Below are 19993 nucleotides of genomic sequence, written 5' to 3'. Positions count from 1 at the left end.
TCGGTTTCTCTAAATAGAAAAGCTGGCGGCATCACGGCAATGCCCACCAGCTCTCGTAGATGAATCCGGCTAAAGATTACGTATTCATCGAATCGAAGAAGTCGGAATTGTTCTTCGTCTGCTTGAGCTTATCGATGAGGAATTCGATCGCGTCGGTCGTGCCCATCGGCGCGAGGATTCGGCGCAGCACGAAGATCTTCTGCAAATCCTGTCGCGGAACCAGCAGGTCTTCCTTACGCGTGCCGGACTTGAGGATGTCCATTGCCGGGAAGATGCGCTTGTCGGCGACCTTGCGGTCGAGCACGATTTCGGAGTTACCGGTGCCCTTGAACTCTTCGAAAATGACTTCGTCCATGCGGCTGCCTGTATCGATCAGCGCCGTCGCGATGATCGTCAGCGAACCGCCTTCCTCGATATTGCGCGCTGCGCCGAAGAAGCGCTTCGGGCGCTGAAGCGCGTTGGCGTCGACGCCGCCGGTCAGAACCTTGCCGGAAGAAGGAACGACGGTGTTGTAAGCGCGCCCGAGGCGGGTGATCGAATCGAGCAGGATGACGACGTCGCGTCCATGCTCGACCAGACGCTTCGCCTTTTCGATGACCATTTCGGCGACCTGGACGTGACGCACCGCCGGCTCGTCGAAGGTCGAAGAGATGACCTCGCCGCGAACGGAACGCTGCATGTCGGTCACTTCCTCAGGGCGTTCGTCGATCAGGAGAACGATGAGATAGCATTCCGGATGGTTTGCCGTGATCGAATGCGCGATGTTCTGCAGCAGCACGGTCTTACCGGTGCGCGGCGGCGCGACGATCAGGCCGCGCTGGCCCTTGCCAAGCGGCGCTACCAGATCGATCACGCGCGGCGACAGGTCCTTGGATGTCGGAATATCCAGTTCCATCTTGAAGCGCTCGTTCGGATAGAGCGGCGTCAGATTGTCGAAATGGACCTTGTGACGGATCTTTTCCGGATCGTCGAAATTGATGGTGTTGACCTTCAGCAGCGCAAAATAGCGTTCGCCTTCCTTCGGTCCGCGGATGGGCCCTTCGACCGTATCGCCTGTCTTCAGCGAGAACCGGCGGATCTGCGACGGAGAAATATAAATGTCGTCGGGACCCGGCAGGTAATTGGCATTGGCGGAACGCAGGAAGCCGAAACCGTCCTGCAGCACTTCGACGACCCCTTCGCCGATGATTTCCACATCCTGGCTGGCAAGCATCTTGAGAATCGCAAACATCAGTTCCTGCTTGCGCATCGTGCTTGCATTCTCGACCTCGAGCGACTCGGCGAAAGCCAGAAGATCCGTCGGGGATTTACTCTTAAGTTCCTGAAGCTTCATTTCAGCCATGAAGTGACCAATGCTCTTTTCAATTTTGAAGGGGAAAGGCGATGTTGGGTCGTATTCGGTACTGCGAAAGGGGCTCGCAGACGACTGAACTCTACACACATGCCACGTAGATGAGATGCGCGGAAAATAGCGACTCGTTATCGCCGCCGCAAGGGGGCTGCTTAAAATGAAGCAAATTTAACCTGAGGGATGATTTGCCTCAAAATGGCTTCACCACGACGAGGATCACGATCAGGATCATCAGCAGTGTCGGCGCCTCGTTCATGAACCGCCAATAGCGGGCGGAACGGCGATTTTCATCCCGCTCGAAAGCCCTCACAGCCCGGCTGAAAAACACATGAACACCGGTCAGCAATACGACGAGACCGATCTTCGCGTGCAGCCAGCCGCCCTGGAAACCATAGACCGACCAGGCCAGGTAGAGACCGAAAATCCAGGTCAGCATCATTGCCGGCGTCATGATGATCCGAAGCAACCGGCGCTCCATTACCTTGAAGGTTTCCGACTGCACCGAACTAGGCTCGGCATCGGTGTGGTAGATGAACAGCCGCGGCATATAAAACAATCCGGCCATCCACGAGATCACCGCGATGATGTGGAGCGCCTTGATCCAGAGATAGAGATTGTCCGGGCTCCAGGCGAAGAGCCCGACCGCTAGCAGGGCGAAGAAGGCCAACGCAAAATGCGCGCGGCGCCGGGCATAGGCGCCCGTCCTCCGATCCGTCTGCTTCTCCATCGTCACGTCAGACCCCGCACGCGGTCGACCAGCATGCGCACATGTTCGGGGTCGGCCTGCGGCGTGATGCCGTGACCGAGATTGAAGATCAGCGGCCCATTGCCGAGATGCTGCAGAATATCGTCGATGCCTTCCTCCAGCGCCTTGCCGCCGGCGACGACGCGCATCGGATCGAGGTTGCCCTGGACCGGTCCGTCCTTCTGAAGTTCGGAAGCAAAAGCCAATGGCACCGACCAATCGAGGCCGATTGCGTCCGCGCCGGTCTTCTGACGATAGGTCTTCAGCTGGTAGCCTGCGCCTTTGGCGAAGGCGATAATGCGGGCATGCGGCCGCCGCGAACTGATCGAAGCGATCATCCGGGCGACAGGCCTGATCGCAAAAGCCTCGAATTCCTTTTCGCCGAGAACGCCCGCCCAGGAATCGAAGATCTGCACGGCATCGGCGCCGGCATCGATCTGCGCGACGAGATAATCGGCCGACACATCCGCCAGCAGCATCAGCAGATGCTCGAAAGCGCGCGGATGCTTGTAGGCGAAGAGACGGGCAGGGGCCTGATCCGGCGTTCCATGACCGGCGATCATATAGGTCGCAACCGTCCAGGGGGCGCCGCAGAAGCCAAGCAGGGTCGTCTCGTCGGGCAGCTCGCTGCGCAGCCGCCGAACCGTCTCCAGAACCGGATGGAGATAATCGACAACCTCTTCGCCGTTCAGCCTGCCGATGCCGGCGTCATCGATCGGATCCATTTCAGGTCCATGCCCCTCGGTGAAGCGGACGTTTCGTTTCATCGCATCGGGAATGACGAGAATGTCGGAAAACAGGATGGCCGCATCGAAGCCATAGCGGCGGATTGGCTGCAATGTCACTTCAACGGCATAATCGGGCGTGTAGCAGAGATCGAGAAAGCTCCCGGCTTTTGCCCGCGTCTCTCTATATTCCGGTAGGTAACGTCCCGCCTGCCGCATCAGCCAGAGAGGAGGAGGGGAGAGGCTTTCGCCATCGAGAACCTTCATGATCTTTCGGCGCGTTTCGCTCAAGCGCTTCTTCCCTATAAAAAATCAAAGATATTTTAAAAGGTTTCTATTTCTTAGAGTCGGTGTCTATCAAGGATTAAAATCTATCCACTGCCGATGCCATTTGTCGCGCATCGCCAGAGAACGTGGCAAGGATTCTCTTGCTGTGCTCGAATTTCGGGGAGACGCCGAATCCGAAAGTAATTCCAGTCGCTTCCGAATCAACGATTTTCAGCTGGCTTGTGGATAAGCTGTGGACCTGCTCTAAGGAAATTGAACTGCTCCCCATCTTCCACAGGGCCCGATGAAACCGGTTTGCAAAATTCGTAATGTGGATAAGCAGGCATGTTTTCCCGAGCCCGGGGCCACCCTGGCGCCTTAACTCTTCATCATCCAGTCTTTTCAACAGGCAGCGGAAAATAGCGTGGAGAACAGAACGAACTTCTTTCATCTGCATCTGATTTCTGACTCAACGGGAGAGACTCTCATCTCCGCCGGCCGCGCCGCATCAGCCCAGTTCAGGTCCGCCCAGCCGATCGAACACGTCTATCCCCTGATCCGCAATCGCAAGCAGCTGCTGCCGGTTCTGCAGGCGATCGACGAAGCACCGGGCATCGTGCTCTATACGATCGTCGACCGGGAGCTCGCGAGCCTCATCGATGAGCGTTGCGCCGAAATGGGCGTTGCCTCGGTCAATGTGCTGGAGCCTGTCATGAACGCGTTTCAGGTCTATCTCGGCGCCCCGTCGCGCCGCCGGGTCGGAGCGCAGCACGTCATGAATGCCGGATATTTCGCGCGTATCGAAGCGCTGAATTTCACCATGGACCATGACGATGGCCAGATGCCGGATGACTATAATGACGCCGACGTGGTCATCATCGGGATCAGCCGCACCTCGAAAACGCCGACCAGCATCTATCTCGCCAACCGAGGCATTAAGACGGCGAACATTCCGATCGTCTATGGCGTACCCTTGCCGGAGAGCCTCTTTGCCGCAACGAAACCGGTGATCGTCTGCCTCATCGCCACCACCGACCGTATTTCCCAGGTGCGGGAAAATCGCATCCTCGGGACGACGCAGGGTTTCGACCGAGATCATTATACCGATCGCGCCGCGATCTCCGAGGAATTGAAATATGCCCGCTCGCTCTGCGCTCGCCACGGCTGGCCGCTGATCGATGTGACGCGCCGTTCGATCGAGGAAACGGCGGCGGCCATTGTTGCCCTGCGCCCGAAGCTGCGCTAAGCGCTGACGAAACGCCGGCACGTCGAGGACCGCATGACAATAAAACTCATCCTTGCATCGTCGAGCCCCTTTCGACGGGCGCTGATGGAAAATGCCGGCCTGTCCTTCGAAGCGCAGGCCGCAAGGATCGATGAAAGGGCCGTCGAAGCCCCGTTGGAAAAAGCCGGCGCGGCACCCGATGCCGTGGCGCTCGTCCTGGCCAAGGCCAAGGCCGAAGAGGTCAGCCGCCGTTTTCCCGATAGCCTGGTCATCGGTTCGGATCAGACGATGTCGCTCGGTGAGCGCGTTTTTCATAAACCGAGAGACATGGCCGACGCCGCAAAACACCTCCAGACACTGTCTGGAGCGACCCATCGCTTGAACAGTGCCGTGGCGATCATCGGCGGCGGTGTGGTCTTGTGGGAACATCTTTCTCATGCCGATCTGACGATGCGGCCGTTGACGGCGGATTTCATCACCCGGCACCTGGCGCGGGTCGGCGAACGCGCGCTTTCCAGCGTCGGCGCCTATCAATTGGAAGGAGAGGGCATTCAGCTTTTCGAAAAGATCAAGGGTGATTATTTCACTATTCTTGGTCTGCCGATGCTGCCGCTTCTCGAAAAACTGCGGGAACTCGGAGCGATCGATGGATGATTCACGTGAAACATTGGGGCCGAAAGCGTTTGTCACGGGCTTTCCGGTCAAGCACTCGCGCTCGCCGCTCATCCATGGATATTGGCTGAAAACGCTCGGCCTGCCCGGCAGCTACCGCACCCATGAAATAACGCCCGATGCCTTTGCGGATTTCATCGCCTCCCTGAAAGACGGCAGCTCCGGCTTTACCGGCGGCAATGTCACCATCCCTCATAAGGAAATGGCCTTCCGCCTCGCCGACAGACCGGATGAGCTGTCGCAGGAGCTCGGCGCCTCGAACACGCTCTGGCTGGAAAATGGCGTCCTGCATGCGACGAACACCGACGGCCGCGGCTTCACCGCCAATCTCGACGAACGCCATCCGCGCTGGGACCGGCACGATACGGCCATCGTCTTCGGCGCCGGCGGGGCCAGCCGGGCAATCATCCAGGCGGTCCGCGATCGCGGTTTCAAGGAGATCCATGTCGTCAACCGAACCGTCGAACGCGCGCGTGAGCTGGCTGATCGCTTTGGTCCGAAAGTCCACGCCCACCCGGCCGGTGCGCTTGCCGAAGTGATGAAAGGGGCCGGTCTGTTCATCAACACCACCTCGCTCGGCATGGACGGCGAAGCAGCACCTCAGCTTGATTTCACCGTGCTTGCGGCCGATGCCGTCGTCACCGATATCGTCTACATTCCCTTGAAGACGCCGATCCTGGCACAGGCGGAAGAACAGGGATATTCCATCGTCGATGGCCTCGGCATGCTGCTGCATCAGGCTGCGCCCGGCTTCGAGAAATGGTTCGGCAAACGCCCCATGGTCGACGCAGCATTGCGCGCGCTGATCATCGCGGACATGGAAGCGCATTGATGCTGAAGATCGGCCTCACCGGCTCTATCGGAATGGGAAAATCGACGGTCGGCAAGCTGTTCGCCGACGCCGGGATACCGCTCAACGATTCCGATTCCGTGGTCCATGATCTCTATGCCGGTGAAGCTGCACCCCTGGTGGACGCCGCCTTTCCCGGTTCGATGAAGGACGGCGCGGTCGACCGGCATGAGCTCGGCCGCCAGCTCGCTCTCGATCCGGCCGGTTTCAAACGGCTGGAAGCGATCGTTCATCCTCTGGTCCGCAAGCGCGAGAACGAATTTCTGGCGCGCCAGCAGGCGGTCGGCGCCGAGATGGTCCTGCTCGACATTCCCCTGCTTTTCGAAACTAGCGCCTGGGAGAGGGTGGATGTCATCGTCGTCGTCAGCACCGATCCACAGATTCAGCGTCAGAGGGTGCTTGCGCGGGACGACATGACCGAGGAAAAATTCGACATGATTCTCTCCCGCCAGACGCCGGATGCGGAAAAACGCCGCCGCGCCGATTATCTGGTCGATACCAGCGGCAGCATAGCGGAGACGGGGGAACGGGTGCGTGAGATCGTCGCCGATCTGAAAATGCGAATTGCCAAAGGAGATTTCCGGAATGCGTGAGATCATTTTCGATACGGAAACCACCGGCCTCGACAACCGGACGGACCGCATTATCGAAATCGGCGGCATCGAGCTCTTCAATCATTTCCCGACCGGCAACACGATCCATATCTTCATCAATCCCGGTGATCAGAAGGTTCATCCGGATGCGCTCGCCGTCCACGGCATCACCGACGAATTCCTGAAGGACAAGCAGCCCTTCGGCGAAGTGGCCGAAGAAATCCTTGCCTTTTTCGGCGATGCCAAGTGGATAGCCCACAACGCCACATTCGACATGGGTTTCATCAACGCCGAATTGGCGCGGCTCGGTCTGCCGCCGATCCTGCCGGAACGGGTAGTCGATACGCTGTCCATGGCGCGTCGCAAGCACCCGATGGGACCGAATTCGCTCGACGCGCTCTGCCGGCGCTACGGCATCGACAATTCGCACCGCACCAAACACGGCGCGCTGCTCGACTCCGAGCTGCTCGCCGAAGTCTATATCGAGATGATCGGCGGCCGGCAGGCGGCCCTCGGCCTCGGCATGTCGGGTCAATCCGGCCAGGCGGCGCGCGGCGACATGGCGATGGAAGACGATGCGGTGATATCGGCGGCGCTTGAGCGGCCCCGTCCCCTTGCACCCCGCCTCAGCCAGGCCGAGGCGCAAGCGCATGAGGCGCTGGTCGCCAAACTCGGCGAAAAAGGCATCTGGGCGAAATACGGCAGCCCTCCCGCATAATTCCCCAAAGCGCGTCGCGATCTTTCAGATTCGCTCCTCGCGCTTTAGCTCTTTGTTTTGCGGATGTCGTTGCCGCAAAACCGCTGCACACTTTTGCGGGACATGCTTTAAAATCGGAATCGATTTGGCGCTGCAATGAAAAATGCCCGGGACTTGCCCGGGCATCTTGATTTCCACAGCGGAAATGTTCCGATCAATTCGGAACGGCCTGAACCTTGGCGCGGGCCTGTTCTTCGGCAACGCGCTGGGCGAACATCTGCGTGAAGTCGATCGGGTCGATCATCAGCGGCGGGAAGCCGCCATTGCGGGTGACGTCGGCGATGATCTGGCGGGCGAAGGGGAAGAGCATACGCGGGCACTCGATGAAGAGAACCGGCAGCATGTGCTCCTGCGGGAAGCCGGCAACGCGGAAGACGCCGCCATAGACGAGCTCGGTATGGAAGACCGTCTTGTCGCCGTCCTTGGCTTCGGCATTCAGCGACAGCACGACGTCGAAATCCGTGTCGGAAAGCGGGTTGGCGTTGACGTTCACATTGATGTTGATCGTCGGCGCCTTGTCGCGGGCCTGCAGCGAACGCGGCGCGCCCGGATTTTCGAAGGAGAGGTCCTTGGTGTATTGCGCAAGGATCGAAAGGGTGGGGCTGGTCGCACCGTTGTTGTTATCGTCTGCCATTGGCTTTTCCTCGAAGGGCATGAATGGTGCCGCCATCTAACATTTCAGACAAGGGCTTACAACCCTGGGCGCTCGGCGCGGCTGATCGGCCGGCGGACCTCAATCGCCAAGATGTCTGCCGGACCACGGCGAGTTCGGCTTCGGCTCCCTATGATAGTCCTCCTCGTCGAGATCGACCACCTTCGAATTCGGGTTGCGATCCCGGACATCGGGCTGCGGGCCGGGAGAATAGCCGCCCTTGGCATTGACGACGACGAAACGTCTGGCGATCGCCCGCCAGACGAAATCGCGCACCGGCGGAATGAGAATGAGGATAGCGATGAGATCGGAGAGGAATCCGGGAATGATCAGCAGCAGCGCGGCGATGACGTTCATCGCCGGCCGCAGCAACTCGCGCCCCGGCATCAATCCGTTTCGCCCTTCGCTCGACATGCGCCGGAGAATGCCGATGCCCTGGCGGCGCAGCAGCATCATGCCGGCGACGAAGCTGAGCATCACCAGCGCCAGCGTCAGCGCCAATCCGAGCGCCCGGCCGACGACGACGAAACCGGCAATTTCGGCGAGCGGCAGCAGCAGAATGAAAGCTGGCAGGATCGAAAAACGCATGGTCGTCATTTCCCCGGCCTCGCCGGTCTCCTCTGGACGCCGGCGAAGATGCCAGCCATCATTTGAATCATCTGTATAGGCGGACTATATGGGAGTACAAATCAGAGATGTTAACGGCGGTTGCGATACGATATGAGTTCGAACGACTTCATCACATTATTCTTCCTGGTCGCGGCGGTGCTGATTTTCTTTCAGCTGCGCTCCGTGCTCGGCCGCCGCACGGGAAATGAGAAGCCGCCGCGCGATCTCTATACGCCGCGGGATGCGGCGCCGGCCGACACCGCCGATGGCGGTAAGGTCGTGACGCTGCCCCGCCGCGATGCCGCGAGCGAGGATGAGGATCGCTTTTCCGCCATCGATGCCGTCGCTGCCCCGGGCACGCCGCTCAACGAATCGCTGCGCGCCTTGAACAAGGCCGATCCTTCCTTCACCCCGAAGGAGTTTCTGAATGGCGCCCGCATGGCCTACGAAATGATCGTCATGGCCTATGCCGACGGCGACCGGAAAACCCTGAAGAACCTTTTGTCCCGCGAAGTCTACGACGGCTTCGACGCCGCGATCGGTGAACGGGAAAGCCGGGGCGAGAAGGTGAAATCCACCTTCGTCGGCATCGACAAGGCCGAAATCACCCATGCCGAGACGAAGGGCAGCGAAGCGCAGATCACTGTGCGCATCATCAGCCAGCTGATATCGGCGACCTATGACAAGGCGGATGCGCTGATCGAGGGCGACGCCGAAAACGTCGCCGAGGTCAACGATCTCTGGACCTTCGCCCGCGATACCCGCTCGCGCGATCCGAACTGGAAACTTGTGGCGACCGAATCGGAACATGAGTGACCAGGCATCGGACTTCGTCCTGCAGGCTGTGAGTTTCGATCATTTGGAAGGCTGGAAGGATGATGATCCCTCCGGCCTTTTTGAAGTCATGCGGAGCTGCCGGCGGCAGATCACCGAGGTCAAACCCTACCGCACCGGTACGCTCGGCCTGAGTTCGGACGATCTGCTTCCGCTTCTGATCGCCGCCGAAGATTTCACGCCTTCCTCCCCGGCGTCGGCGCGCGCCTTCTTCGAGAGGCACTGTCGGCCTTTTCTGATCCGCCGCAAAGACGCCAATCCGGGCTTCGTCACCGCTTTTTACGAGCCCGAGATCGAGGTGTCGGACCATCAGGACGCGATTTTCCGCTTTCCCTTCTATCGCCGCCCGGACGATCTGATCGATCTCGATGAGACCAATCGCCCCGCCGAATTGGATGCGGCTTATGTTTTCGGCCGTCTGCAGGACGGCCGCGTCGGCGTCTATCCGGACCGCCGTCAAATCGACCAAGGCTTCCTCGAAGGCCGCGGCCTTGAAATCGCCTGGGCGAAATCGAAGGTCGATGTCTTCTTCGTGCATGTGCAGGGCGCCGCCCGGCTGCGCTACAGGGATGGCCGCATCGGCCGCATCACCTACGCGGCGAAGGCCGGTCATCCTTTCTCGGCGATCGGCAAGCTGCTGATCGAGCGGGGCGAGATCGACCGTGCGGAGATTTCGATGCAGTCGATCCGCGCCTGGCTGGTGCGCAATCCCGAGCGGGTGGACGAGGTGCTATGGCACAATCGCTCCTATATTTTCTTCCGGGAGGCGGCGGGCGCCGATCGTGAGGCCGGTCCGATCGCGGCCGCCAAGGTGCCGCTTCTTGCCGGTCGCTCGCTGGCGGTCGATCGGATCATCCACACTTTCGGCTTCCCCTTTTTCATTCGTGCCGAAAGCCTCAGCCATCTCGACCAGGGCCGGCCCTTCTGCCGACTGATGCTGGCGCTCGATACCGGCTCGGCGATCGTTGGGCCGGCGCGGGGCGACATCTTCACCGGCTCGGGGGATCTGGCGGGAGAAAGTGCGGGCACCGTTCGCAACGATGCCGATTTCGCCATCCTCATCCCCAATGCCGCCGCCGGGCGCTTCGACTGATGGCCAGGGATCGTAAGCTCAGCGCGGATGAGAGGATCCTCTGGGGAAAGGTGGCGCGCAGCACCCGGCCGATGCCCGGCAAGACGGGTGAACTGAGCGAACTCGATGCCTTTCTCGCCGAGACGGAAGCAGCGGCCGAACGGGAGAAGACCGAAAAGCAGATGCCCGCCTCATCCGCGCCGGAACAGCCGGCGGCACCCTCGGCATCGAAACGGCCGGCCGGCGTGCATCATCCGCTGGAAAGGCCGGTCAAACGCAAGATCGCCAAGGGCCGGCTGGCGCTCGAGGCGCGCATCGATCTGCATGGGCTGGTGCAGAGCGAAGCCCATGCCATTCTTCTCGATTTCCTGATCCGCGCCCATGAGCGCGGCATGCGCCATGTCCTCGTCATAACAGGCAAGGGGAGTTCGCTCGGCAGCGACGGCGCGCTGAAACGCGCCGTGCCCCTCTGGTTTTCCAAGCCCGAATTCCGCTACCTGATCTCCTCCTATGAATCCGCCGCCCAGCATCACGGCGGAGAAGGCGCGCTTTATATCCGCCTGTCGCGGCGGCATGGGGAAAGGCCATGACGCCCTTCGGCGAGGCGGTTCGCAGGCTGAGAGCGCGCAAGGGCGTCTCGCAAAAGGAAATGGCGGAAGCGCTGAACGTCTCCCCCGCCTATCTCTCAGCCCTCGAACACGGAAAGCGCGGCCTGCCGACCTTCGATCTGCTCCAGCGCATCGCCGGCTATTTCAACATCATCTGGGACGAGGCCGAGGAATTGTTCCTGCTCGCCCGCTCTTCCGACCCGCGTGTCGTGATCGACACGTCGGGCCTGCCGCCGGAATATACCGAATTCGCCAATCGGCTGGCGCGGCGGATCCGCGACCTTGACAGCGCCGAGATCGCCCGGTTATCGGCTCTTCTCGAAAATGGCGCCAAAAACGACGGAAAAGCGTCATAATCCCCTGTTTTATGCCTTGTTCCGGGGGGCTTACCATTGGGAACTGACCTCAAAAAACCTATATACGAGAGTAAAGAAAGCCGGTGATTCGCAAGGCCCGCCGCCGCTTTACGACAACAGGGAAAATCTCGACAGAATGAGCGATACATCCGCGACGGAAAACGGCGTAAGCAGCGAATATGGCGCAGATTCGATCAAGGTCCTGAAGGGCCTCGATGCCGTACGCAAACGCCCCGGCATGTATATCGGCGACACCGACGATGGTTCCGGCCTTCACCATATGGTCTATGAAGTCGTCGACAACGCAATCGACGAAGCGCTCGCCGGTCACGCCGATATCGTCACCGTCACCCTCAATCCGGATGGTTCGGTCACCGTCACCGACAACGGCCGCGGCATTCCGACGGATATCCATACCGGCGAAGGCGTCTCTGCGGCCGAAGTCATCATGACCCAGCTCCATGCCGGCGGTAAGTTCGACCAGAATTCCTACAAGGTCTCCGGCGGTCTGCACGGCGTCGGCGTTTCCGTCGTCAATGCGCTTTCCGTCTGGCTGAAGCTGAAGATCCGCCGCCACGGCAAGATCCATGAAATGAGCTTCACCCATGGTGTGGCCGATGCTCCGCTGAAAGTCACGGGCGATGCCCCGGATGCAACCGGCACCGAAGTGAGCTTCATGCCGAGCACCGAAACCTTCACCATGACGGAGTTCGACTACAGCACGCTGGAGCACCGCCTGCGCGAACTCGCCTTCCTGAATTCCGGCGTCCGCATTCTGCTGGCCGACAAGCGCCATTCCGATATCAAGCAGGAAGAGATGCGCTATGACGGCGGCCTCGAGGCCTTCGTCGCCTATCTCGACCGGGCGAAGAAGCCGCTTGTCGACAAGCCGGTCGCCATCCGCGGCGAAAAGGACGGCATCACCGTCGAAGTGGCGATGTGGTGGAACGACAGCTATCACGAGAACGTGCTCTGCTTCACCAACAACATTCCCCAGCGTGACGGCGGCACCCATATGGCAGGTTTCCGCGCGGCGCTGACGCGCCAGGTGGTGTCCTATGCCGATAATTCCGGCATCACCAAGAAGGAAAAGGTGACGCTGCAGGGCGAGGATTGTCGTGAAGGCCTGACGGCGGTCCTCTCCGTCAAGGTGCCGGATCCGAAGTTCTCCTCGCAGACCAAGGATAAGCTCGTTTCCTCGGAAGTTCGTCCTGTCGTCGAAAGCCTCGTCAACGAGGCGCTGAACACCTGGTTCGAAGAGCATCCGAGCGAAGCCAAGATCCTCGTCGGCAAGGTCGTCGAAGCCGCCGCGGCGCGCGAAGCGGCCCGCAAGGCACGTGAATTGACCCGCCGCAAGGGCGCGCTCGACATCGCCTCGCTGCCCGGCAAGCTTGCCGACTGCTCCGAGCGCGATCCGGCAAAGTCCGAAGTTTTCCTGGTCGAGGGCGATTCCGCCGGCGGCTCGGCCAAGCAGGGCCGCTCGCGCGAGAACCAGGCGATCCTGCCGCTGCGCGGCAAGATCCTCAACGTCGAACGCGCCCGTTTCGACAAGATGCTGTCGAGCCAGGAAATCGGGACGCTGATCACCGCGCTCGGCACCGGCATCGGCAAGGACGAGTTCAATGCCGAAAAGCTGCGTTATCACAAGATTATCATCATGACGGACGCCGATGTCGACGGCGCCCATATCCGCACGCTACTGCTCACCTTCTTCTTCCGCCAGATGCCGGAGCTGATCGAGCGCGGCCATCTCTACATCGCCCAGCCGCCGCTCTATAAGGTCGCGCGCGGCAAATCGGTGCAGTATCTGAAGGACGAAAAGGCGCTCGAGGAATATCTCATCGCCCAGGGTCTCGAAGATGCGGCTTTGAGGCTCGGCAGCGGCGAGGTCCGCACCGGCCAGGATCTGCGCGAGGTCATTCTCGATGCGTTGCGCATGCGCGCTTTGCTCGACAATCTCCATTCGCGCTACAATCGGGCCGTCGTCGAACAGGCGGCGATCGCCGGCGCGCTCAATGCCGAGCTCGTCAGCGATACCGAAAGAGCCCGGGCGCTGGCAACCGAGGTCGCAAGCCGTCTCGACATCATCGCCGAAGAGACCGAGCGCGGCTGGCAGGGCGATCTGACCAGCGATGGCGGCCTGCGCCTCGAACGCATGGTTCGCGGCGTCAAGGAAGCAGTCGTGCTCGACATGGCGCTGATCGGTTCCTCGGATGCCCGCCACATCGATCAGCTGACATCGCGCCTCAAGGAAATCTACCAGGCGCCGCCTTCGCTGCATCGACGCGACGGCGACATCGAGATTTCAGGGCCGCGCGCCCTGCTCGACGCGATTTTCGCCAGTGGCCGCAAGGGCCTCAGCATGCAGCGTTACAAGGGCCTCGGCGAGATGAATGCCGAGCAGCTCTGGGAAACGACGCTCGATCCGAATGTGCGCTCGCTGCTGCAGGTCAAGGTCGCGGACGCCACCGATGCCGACGGCCTCTTCGCCCGCTTGATGGGTGACGAAGTCGAGCCGCGGCGCGAATTCATCCAGGACAACGCGCTCAGCGTCGCCAATCTCGATATCTGATTGATATTTTTCCGCTAAAAAGCCCCGCCGTTCCCTGGACGGCGGGGCTTTTGTTCATTCAGGCATGGCTCAGTTCGCGACGAAACGGCCGTTGAAGGCGACCTCGGAGAGCGGCTTGCGCTGGCTGGGGAATTCCCGCGCCTGGTTGCGTTCGGAAAGGACGCTCTTGTCGGCCAGACGGCCGACGGCAACGCCGGCCTCGACGCGGAAACCCTGAGGGATGCCGAAGGTCTTCATGATGTCCTCATGTTTGATGCCGCCCATGCCATGGGCGTAGAAACCGGAGAGGCGCGCCTGCAGCGCCAGATGGCCCCAGGCGGCACCGGCGTCGAAGGAATGGGTGTAGCTCGGCTTCTCCTCGCCGGAACCGGCCACCCCGGTGAAGGCGCGCGACACCACGAAGATCAGCGCCGACGCGTTCCTTGCCCATTCCTGATTGGCATCGACGAGTAAAGCGACGAATTTCTCCCAATGCTCCGAGCCTTTGAGGGCATAGATGAAGCGCCAGGGCTGCTGGTTGGAAGAGGACGGCGCCCAATGGGCGGCGTCGAGCAGGCTGAGCAGCTGTGCTTCCTCGATGATTTCGCCGGTAAAGGCGCGGGGTGACCAGCGGTCGAGAAACATCGGATCGATCAGATATTGGGATTCGCGGTTATTGCTTTTCGTCATGCTTGTTCCCTGGGGACATGAAATCGGGGTGAGGCTAGCGCATGATGCCGAAAAGTGTGAGCGGTTTTCTCATGACATCATCCTCTAACTCTTTAATTTAGAACAGGATTCAGATTCTAGGGCCAACCGGGCCTAAAATCATCCTGTTCTAGTCGGTCCAGACGATGTCGAGTTCCTCGCGGAAGGCGAAACGCTTCAGATGATCGTCGATGACGCCCTGCATCCTTGCCTGCTGCGCGGGATCGGCGACGGATAGTGTCATGGTCAGGCCCGCATCGTCGGCGGCAAAGGTCACCTCCGCCGTGTCGCTGAACGGCACCCGGCCCTTGTGCGGATCGAAATCGACGCTGAACTTGTGGCTCCAGTGCTTGCAGAGCTGCTGGAGGTAGCGGCTCGCATTTTCGGTGCGCACGACGGCCTTGGAGAGGTGCATGTCGAACTCCATCTCATCTTGGACTGCAGCCAAGTCATATTTCCTGGCTTGCCGGCTTGGCAAGCGCGTCGTCGTCGCAGCCGGGTGGACGGACTGTCTTCAGAAAACCGGCCTTACGCCGGCGCCGAAGCAGGATAAGGAACCGCTTCGAAGATGGATCGGAGAGTTGGCATGCTTGTGAACGGAAAATGGACGGAAGACTGGCAGCCTGTTCAGGCGAAGGATGAAAAGGGCGGCTTCGTCAGGCAGATTTCGAGTTTCCGCAGCTGGGTGACGCCGGACGGCAGTGCCGGGCCGACGGGCGAGGGCGGTTTTAAAGCCGTCGCCGGCCGCTACCATCTCTATGTCGCTTATATCTGCCCCTGGGCTTCCCGCACCCTGATCGGCCGCAAGCTCAAGGGCCTGGAGGACGCCATTTCCGTTTCCGTGGTCGAGCCGGTGCTGACGAAACAGGGCTGGCGCTTCGGCGATTATCCCGGTGCGACGCGGGATCATGTCAACGGCACGACTTACATCCATGAAATCTACACGAGGGCGGCGCCTGGCTTTACCGGCCGGGCCACCGTGCCGGTCCTCTGGGACAAGCAGAGGCAGACCATCGTCAACAATGAATCCGCCGATATCCTGCGCATGCTGAACAGCGGCTTCGGCGATCTGGCAAAACATCCGATCGATCTCTACCCGGTGGAGAGGCGCGCCGAGATCGATGCTTTCAACGACCGGATCTATCCCGCGCTTAACAACGGCGTCTACCGCGCCGGTTTCGCCACCACCCAGATCGCCTATGAGGAGGCCTTCGCCGATGTCTTCTCCTGCCTCGATTGGGTCGAGCCGCAATTCGAAGGCAAGCCTTTCCTCTTCGCCAATCATCCGACGGAAAGCGATATCCGCCTGTTCGTGACGCTGGTGCGCTTCGATGCAGCCTATCACGGCATCTTCAAATGCAATCTGCGCCGGCTTTCCGATTACGCCAACCTGCGCGCCTTCTGCCGGCGCATGCTGGATTGGCCGGGCATCGCCGAAACCGTCAATCTCGACCACATCAAGCGAGGCTACTATTCGGTCGAAAGCCTCAACCCGACGAAAATCGTCCCCGCCGGCCCGGATCTCTCTGAAATTTTCTAGGAGGCCGTACCGCTTCACGTCAAAGCCGTAATGACACCGATGAATAATTCGTTCATAGGTGGTTGCATATCCCGTTTTCGATGAGGAGGCATTCCATGAAGCTGATGCGTGTTGGCGAAGCAGGCCGTGAAAAACCGGCGCTTCTCGATTCCGATGGCAAGATCCGCGATCTCTCCGGCCACGTCGCCGATATCGGCGGTGAGGCAATCTCGCCAGGGGGCCTTGCAAAGATCGCGGCGATCGATCCGAAGAGCCTCCCCGAACTTGCCCCGGGCCGCATCGGCGCCTGCGTGGCCGGCACCGGCAAATTCATCTGCATCGGCCTCAATTTCTCCGACCATGCCGCCGAAACCGGCGCCACCGTGCCGCCGGAGCCTGTCATCTTCATGAAGGCGACGTCGGCGATCGTTGGTCCGAACGATAACGTTCTCATCCCGCGCGGTTCGGAAAAGACCGATTGGGAAGTCGAGCTCGGCGTCGTCATCGGCAATACTGCGAAATATGTCAGCGAAGCCGACGCGCTCGACTACGTCGCCGGTTATTGCGTCTCGCACGACGTTTCCGAACGCGCCTTCCAGACCGAGCGCGCCGGCCAGTGGACCAAGGGCAAGTCCTGCGACACTTTCGGGCCGATCGGCCCGTGGCTGGTCACCAAGGATGAGATCGCCGACCCGCAGAACCTTGCCATGTGGCTGAAGGTCAACGGCCAGACGATGCAGAACGGCTCTTCCAAGACCATGGTCTACGGCGTCGCCCACATCGTTTCCTATCTCAGCCAGTTCATGTCGCTGCGTCCCGGCGACGTCATCTCGACGGGAACGCCCCCCGGCGTCGGCATGGGCATGAAGCCGCCGCGTTTCCTCCGGGACGGCGATGTCGTCGAACTCGGCATCGAAGGCCTCGGCAGCCAGAAGCAGAGCTTCGTCGCGGATCGTTAACGACGCTACCTCAGCTGAACCTTAAGCTTTCGGCTCTATGGTGATGCCAGAGATCAACACTTCTGGCATTTCTTGTGCAGCTACGGCACGTCTATGTTGCTGTGCAACAAAAACCTGATAGTCTGCGTTACGTGCCAGCGTGCGGAAAGATTCGATGTCTATCAATCGACGTCATCTTTTCGATAGAGAAAGGTGGCGCCTTCTATGTTCTATCAGCTTTATGAATTGAATCATGCCGCCATGGCGCCGTTTCGCGCCGCGGCAGACATCATGCGTTTTGCCTATGCCAATCCGCTGAATCCATTTTCCAACACACCGTTGGGCCGGACGATGGCGGCAAGTCTCGAAATGTTCGAGCGTACGACGCGGCGCTACGGAAAGCCGGAATTCGGACTGAAGCAGACGACGGTCGGCGATCAGACGGTTTCCGTACGCGAAGAGGTCGTCTGGTCGCGATCCTTCTGCAATCTCCTGCATTTTTCACGAAATTTACCGCCCGGCCGCGCCAGCGATCCCCGCATCCTGATCGTCGCGCCGATGTCCGGCCACTATGCCACGCTGCTGCGCGGCACCGTCGAGGCGCTGCTGCCGAGCGCCGATGTCTACATCACCGACTGGATCGATGCCCGCATGGTGCCGATGACGGAAGGCACCTTCGATTTCGACGATTATGTCGATTACGTCATCGAGATGCTGCATTTCCTCGGCCACGACACGCATGTCATCGCCGTCTGCCAGCCCTCCGTTCCGGTGCTTGCCGCAGCCGCGGTGATGGAGGAAGCCAACGATCCGCTTTCGCCATCCTCTATGACGCTGATGGGCGGTCCGATCGACACGCGCATCAACCCGACGGCGGTCAACAAGCTTGCTCACGAACGCTCGCTGCAGTGGTTTTCCGATAATGTCATCATGAACGTGCCCTGGCCGCAGCCGGGTTTCATGCGTCCTGTCTATCCCGGCTTCCTGCAGCTTTCCGGCTTCATGTCGATGAACCTGGACCGCCATCTCGTCGCCCACAAGGAATTCTTCATGCATCTCGTGAAGAACGACGGCGAGCCGGAAAAACATCGCGATTTCTACGACGAATATCTCGCCGTCATGGATCTCACCGCCGAGTTCTATCTGCAGACGGTGGAGGAGGTTTTCATAAAGCACTCCCTGCCGAAGGGCGAATTGATGCATCGCGGCAAACGCGTTGATCCTGCAGCGATCCGCAAGGTGGCGCTTCTGACCGTCGAAGGCGAGAACGACGATATTTCGGGCGTCGGCCAGACGAAGGCGGCGCAGACCATCTGCGCGAACATTCCTGAAGATATGCGTATGCACTATCTCCAGCCGGATGTCGGCCATTATGGCGTTTTCAACGGTTCGCGGTTCCGCCGCGAGATTGCGCCGCGCATCGTCAATTTCGTCCGCCAGCATTCCCGTTCGGGGATTAAGCGTCCGGTTCAGCGCGTCATCAAGGGCGGCCGAACCGGCTGATTCAGCGGTAGCTGAATTAGGAGAACCGATTCAAGACCTTGTCCGATTTCGCGGGCAATCGTCTTGAAGGCACCTATTGCGGTAACCACATCGATTTCAGCGTTCGGTATCTTGCCGGGCGCGGAAAGCAAGGATACCGCACGATGAACCAGTCAGCATTGCTTCGACCGGATTGGACTCCGGCTACCATTGCCCTGATGATTCTCGGCTTCATGGTTTTCTGGCCTCTGGGTCTGGCCATGCTTGCCTATATCATCTTCGGCGAGCGTCTGCGCGGCTTCAAGCGCGACGTCAATCAGGCGACCGATGGCATCTTCGCCTCCTGCCGCCGTTCGCATGGCCGTTACCGCCCGCATTTCTCGACCGGCAACGTCGCCTTCGACGATTGGCGCAAGGCTGAGCTCGACCGGATCGAGGAAGAGCGCCGCAAGCTCGACGAAATGCGCGAGGAATTCGACGATTATCTCAGGGAACTCCGCCGCGCCAAGGACCAGGAAGAATTCGACCGTTTCATGCGCGAGCGCAAGAACGCCAAGCGCGATGACAATGGCGGCCCGGTCGCCGAATTTCAGACGCCGTGAATGGTCTAGCAATGAACAGATGCCGGCATCTCGCGATGCCGGTTTTTCCATGTCCGCCCGGGCCGCAAATCGTTTAGATTCGCCGGCGAATCGTATAGAAAACACCCATGTTTCCGCTTCTGAAGACACGGCCAAAGGCGCGAAAGCCGGCTCCGCCCGAAACACGGACGCTCGATGTCGCCGGCCGGCTTATGCCTCTGACCATCAAGCAGCACGATCAGGCAACGCGCATCACGCTGCGCATCGAGCCGGGCGGCCGGGCCTTGAAGATGACGGTGCCGAGAGGCCTTGCGGCGCGCGAGGTCAATGCTTTCCTCGATCGGCACCAGGGATGGCTGCTTACCAAGCTTGCGAAGTTTTCGACCGACACCGGGCTGCGCGACGGCGGCAAGATCCTCCTGCGCGGAGTTTCCCACCACATCGTGCATACCGGCAGCCTGCGTGGCTTGACGGAGGTGGTCTCGTTGGATGGCAGCCCGGTGCTGAGCGTCAGCGGTATGCCGGAACATGTGGGACGGCGCATTGCGGCCTTCCTCAAGAAGGAGGCGCGCGCCGATCTCGAGAGGCTGTCGGCGGCGCATGCCGCAACGATCCGGGCGCCGATCCGCTCGATCTCGATGAAGGATACCCGCAGCCGCTGGGGCTCCTGCTCGTCGGAGGGAAATCTGAGCTTTTCCTGGCGCATCATCATGGCGCCGCCATCGGTGATCGATTATCTCGCCGCCCATGAAGTTGCCCATCTCAAGGAGATGAACCACGGGCCGCGCTTCTGGGCGCTGTGCAAGAAGCTCTGCCCCGGCATGGAGGAAGCGAAATCCTGGCTGAAGCGGCACGGCAGCCAGCTGCACGCCATCGATTTTGACTGACGGAAGACCGC

22 protein-coding genes are annotated in these 19993 nt (G+C 60.3%); 15 read left to right on the top strand and 7 right to left on the bottom strand.

Going from position 1 to position 19993, the window contains the following annotated elements; translation table 11 throughout:
* Positions 1-76: 76 nt before the first annotated feature.
* The 3 genes from rho to hemE form a co-directional block, all read right to left on the bottom strand.
* Positions 77-1342 carry a transcription termination factor Rho gene (rho, locus tag ATY76_RS14230; RefSeq protein WP_003571435.1) on the bottom strand — a complete coding sequence of 422 codons (1266 nt, stop codon included), beginning with the start codon at positions 1340-1342 and terminating at the stop codon, positions 77-79.
* A gap of 199 nt (positions 1343-1541) precedes the next feature.
* On the bottom strand, positions 1542-2078 hold the full coding sequence (hemJ, locus tag ATY76_RS14225; protein ID WP_088675396.1) for a protoporphyrinogen oxidase HemJ: 537 nt from the start codon (positions 2076-2078) through the stop codon (positions 1542-1544).
* 2 nt (positions 2079-2080) lie between these two features.
* Complete coding sequence (gene hemE / locus ATY76_RS14220; protein ID WP_088675395.1) at positions 2081-3112, bottom strand: uroporphyrinogen decarboxylase; 1032 nt, start codon at positions 3110-3112, stop codon at positions 2081-2083.
* A 400-nt stretch (positions 3113-3512) separates the two neighbouring features.
* Here hemE and ATY76_RS14210 point away from each other — a divergent pair, with 400 nt between their 5' ends.
* The 5 genes from ATY76_RS14210 to dnaQ are packed head-to-tail and all read left to right on the top strand — an operon-like array spanning position 3513 to position 7146.
* Positions 3513-4334, top strand: a complete 822-nt coding sequence (locus ATY76_RS14210) for a pyruvate, water dikinase regulatory protein (protein ID WP_088675393.1) — start codon at positions 3513-3515, stop codon at positions 4332-4334.
* A gap of 33 nt (positions 4335-4367) precedes the next feature.
* The gene (locus tag ATY76_RS14205) at positions 4368-4967 is read left to right on the top strand and encodes a Maf-like protein (protein ID WP_088675392.1); all 600 of its coding nucleotides are present in this window, start codon (positions 4368-4370) and stop codon (positions 4965-4967) included.
* The gene (locus ATY76_RS14200) at positions 4960-5817 is read left to right on the top strand and encodes a shikimate dehydrogenase (protein ID WP_088675391.1); all 858 of its coding nucleotides are present in this window, start codon (positions 4960-4962) and stop codon (positions 5815-5817) included. Before ATY76_RS14205 ends, ATY76_RS14200 begins: the two co-directional genes overlap by 8 nt.
* Complete coding sequence (gene coaE, locus ATY76_RS14195) at positions 5817-6428, top strand: dephospho-CoA kinase (RefSeq protein ID WP_088675390.1); 612 nt, start codon at positions 5817-5819, stop codon at positions 6426-6428. The genes ATY76_RS14200 and coaE overlap by 1 nt, the downstream gene beginning before the upstream one ends.
* Entirely contained in the window at positions 6421-7146 is a 726-nt protein-coding gene (dnaQ, locus tag ATY76_RS14190; protein ID WP_088675389.1) for a DNA polymerase III subunit epsilon, read from the top strand. Before coaE ends, dnaQ begins: the two co-directional genes overlap by 8 nt.
* A gap of 193 nt (positions 7147-7339) precedes the next feature.
* Here dnaQ and secB read toward each other — a convergent pair whose 3' ends face one another.
* Both secB and ATY76_RS14180 read right to left on the bottom strand, forming a co-directional pair.
* On the bottom strand, positions 7340-7819 hold the full coding sequence (gene secB, locus ATY76_RS14185; RefSeq protein ID WP_008528719.1) for a protein-export chaperone SecB: 480 nt from the start codon (positions 7817-7819) through the stop codon (positions 7340-7342).
* 99 nt (positions 7820-7918) lie between these two features.
* On the bottom strand, positions 7919-8425 hold the full coding sequence (locus ATY76_RS14180) for an FxsA family protein (protein ID WP_088675411.1): 507 nt from the start codon (positions 8423-8425) through the stop codon (positions 7919-7921).
* Positions 8426-8557: 132 nt separating this feature from the next.
* Between ATY76_RS14180 and ATY76_RS14175 the strand changes: the two genes are divergently transcribed.
* From ATY76_RS14175 to gyrB, 5 genes are all read left to right on the top strand, one after another.
* Positions 8558-9262: a Tim44/TimA family putative adaptor protein gene (locus ATY76_RS14175; protein WP_088675388.1), complete on the top strand. Its 705-nt coding sequence runs from the start codon at positions 8558-8560 to the stop codon at positions 9260-9262.
* Positions 9255-10373 carry a murein transglycosylase A gene (locus ATY76_RS14170; protein WP_088675387.1) on the top strand — a complete coding sequence of 373 codons (1119 nt, stop codon included), beginning with the start codon at positions 9255-9257 and terminating at the stop codon, positions 10371-10373. Before ATY76_RS14175 ends, ATY76_RS14170 begins: the two co-directional genes overlap by 8 nt.
* Complete coding sequence (locus ATY76_RS14165) at positions 10373-10942, top strand: Smr/MutS family protein (protein ID WP_088675386.1); 570 nt, start codon at positions 10373-10375, stop codon at positions 10940-10942. The genes ATY76_RS14170 and ATY76_RS14165 overlap by 1 nt, the downstream gene beginning before the upstream one ends.
* Entirely contained in the window at positions 10939-11316 is a 378-nt protein-coding gene (locus tag ATY76_RS14160; RefSeq protein WP_088675385.1) for a helix-turn-helix transcriptional regulator, read from the top strand. Before ATY76_RS14165 ends, ATY76_RS14160 begins: the two co-directional genes overlap by 4 nt.
* 136 nt (positions 11317-11452) lie before the next feature.
* On the top strand, positions 11453-13888 hold the full coding sequence (gene gyrB / locus ATY76_RS14155; protein ID WP_088675384.1) for a DNA topoisomerase (ATP-hydrolyzing) subunit B: 2436 nt from the start codon (positions 11453-11455) through the stop codon (positions 13886-13888).
* Between the two features lie 69 nt (positions 13889-13957).
* On the opposite strand, the gene ATY76_RS14150 is transcribed toward gyrB, so the two are convergent.
* The gene (locus ATY76_RS14150) at positions 13958-14557 is read right to left on the bottom strand and encodes a nitroreductase family protein (protein ID WP_088675383.1); all 600 of its coding nucleotides are present in this window, start codon (positions 14555-14557) and stop codon (positions 13958-13960) included.
* Between the two features lie 148 nt (positions 14558-14705).
* Complete coding sequence (locus ATY76_RS14145; RefSeq protein WP_088675410.1) at positions 14706-14990, bottom strand: DUF2218 domain-containing protein; 285 nt, start codon at positions 14988-14990, stop codon at positions 14706-14708.
* Positions 14991-15161: 171 nt separating this feature from the next.
* Between ATY76_RS14145 and ATY76_RS14140 the strand changes: the two genes are divergently transcribed.
* From ATY76_RS14140 to ATY76_RS14120, 5 genes are all read left to right on the top strand, one after another.
* Positions 15162-16115, top strand: coding sequence for a glutathione S-transferase family protein (locus ATY76_RS14140; RefSeq protein ID WP_088675382.1), 954 nt, complete (start codon positions 15162-15164; stop codon positions 16113-16115).
* A gap of 95 nt (positions 16116-16210) precedes the next feature.
* Entirely contained in the window at positions 16211-17053 is an 843-nt protein-coding gene (locus ATY76_RS14135) for a fumarylacetoacetate hydrolase family protein (protein ID WP_088675381.1), read from the top strand.
* A gap of 204 nt (positions 17054-17257) precedes the next feature.
* Positions 17258-18535, top strand: coding sequence for a polyhydroxyalkanoate depolymerase (phaZ, locus tag ATY76_RS14130; protein WP_088675380.1), 1278 nt, complete (start codon positions 17258-17260; stop codon positions 18533-18535).
* 143 nt (positions 18536-18678) lie between these two features.
* Complete coding sequence (locus ATY76_RS14125; RefSeq protein WP_088675409.1) at positions 18679-19116, top strand: DUF2852 domain-containing protein; 438 nt, start codon at positions 18679-18681, stop codon at positions 19114-19116.
* A gap of 107 nt (positions 19117-19223) precedes the next feature.
* A complete protein-coding gene (locus tag ATY76_RS14120) occupies positions 19224-19982 on the top strand; it encodes a SprT family zinc-dependent metalloprotease (RefSeq protein WP_088675379.1) in 759 nt (252 codons plus the stop codon).
* Positions 19983-19993 lie beyond the last annotated feature (11 nt).

The organism is Rhizobium sp. R339 (assembly GCF_002211395.1).
In the GTDB taxonomy this organism is placed as follows: Bacteria; Pseudomonadota; Alphaproteobacteria; order Rhizobiales; family Rhizobiaceae; genus Rhizobium.
Note: the sequence above shows the minus strand (reverse complement) of the source record. Positions and strands in the feature narration are given on the sequence as shown.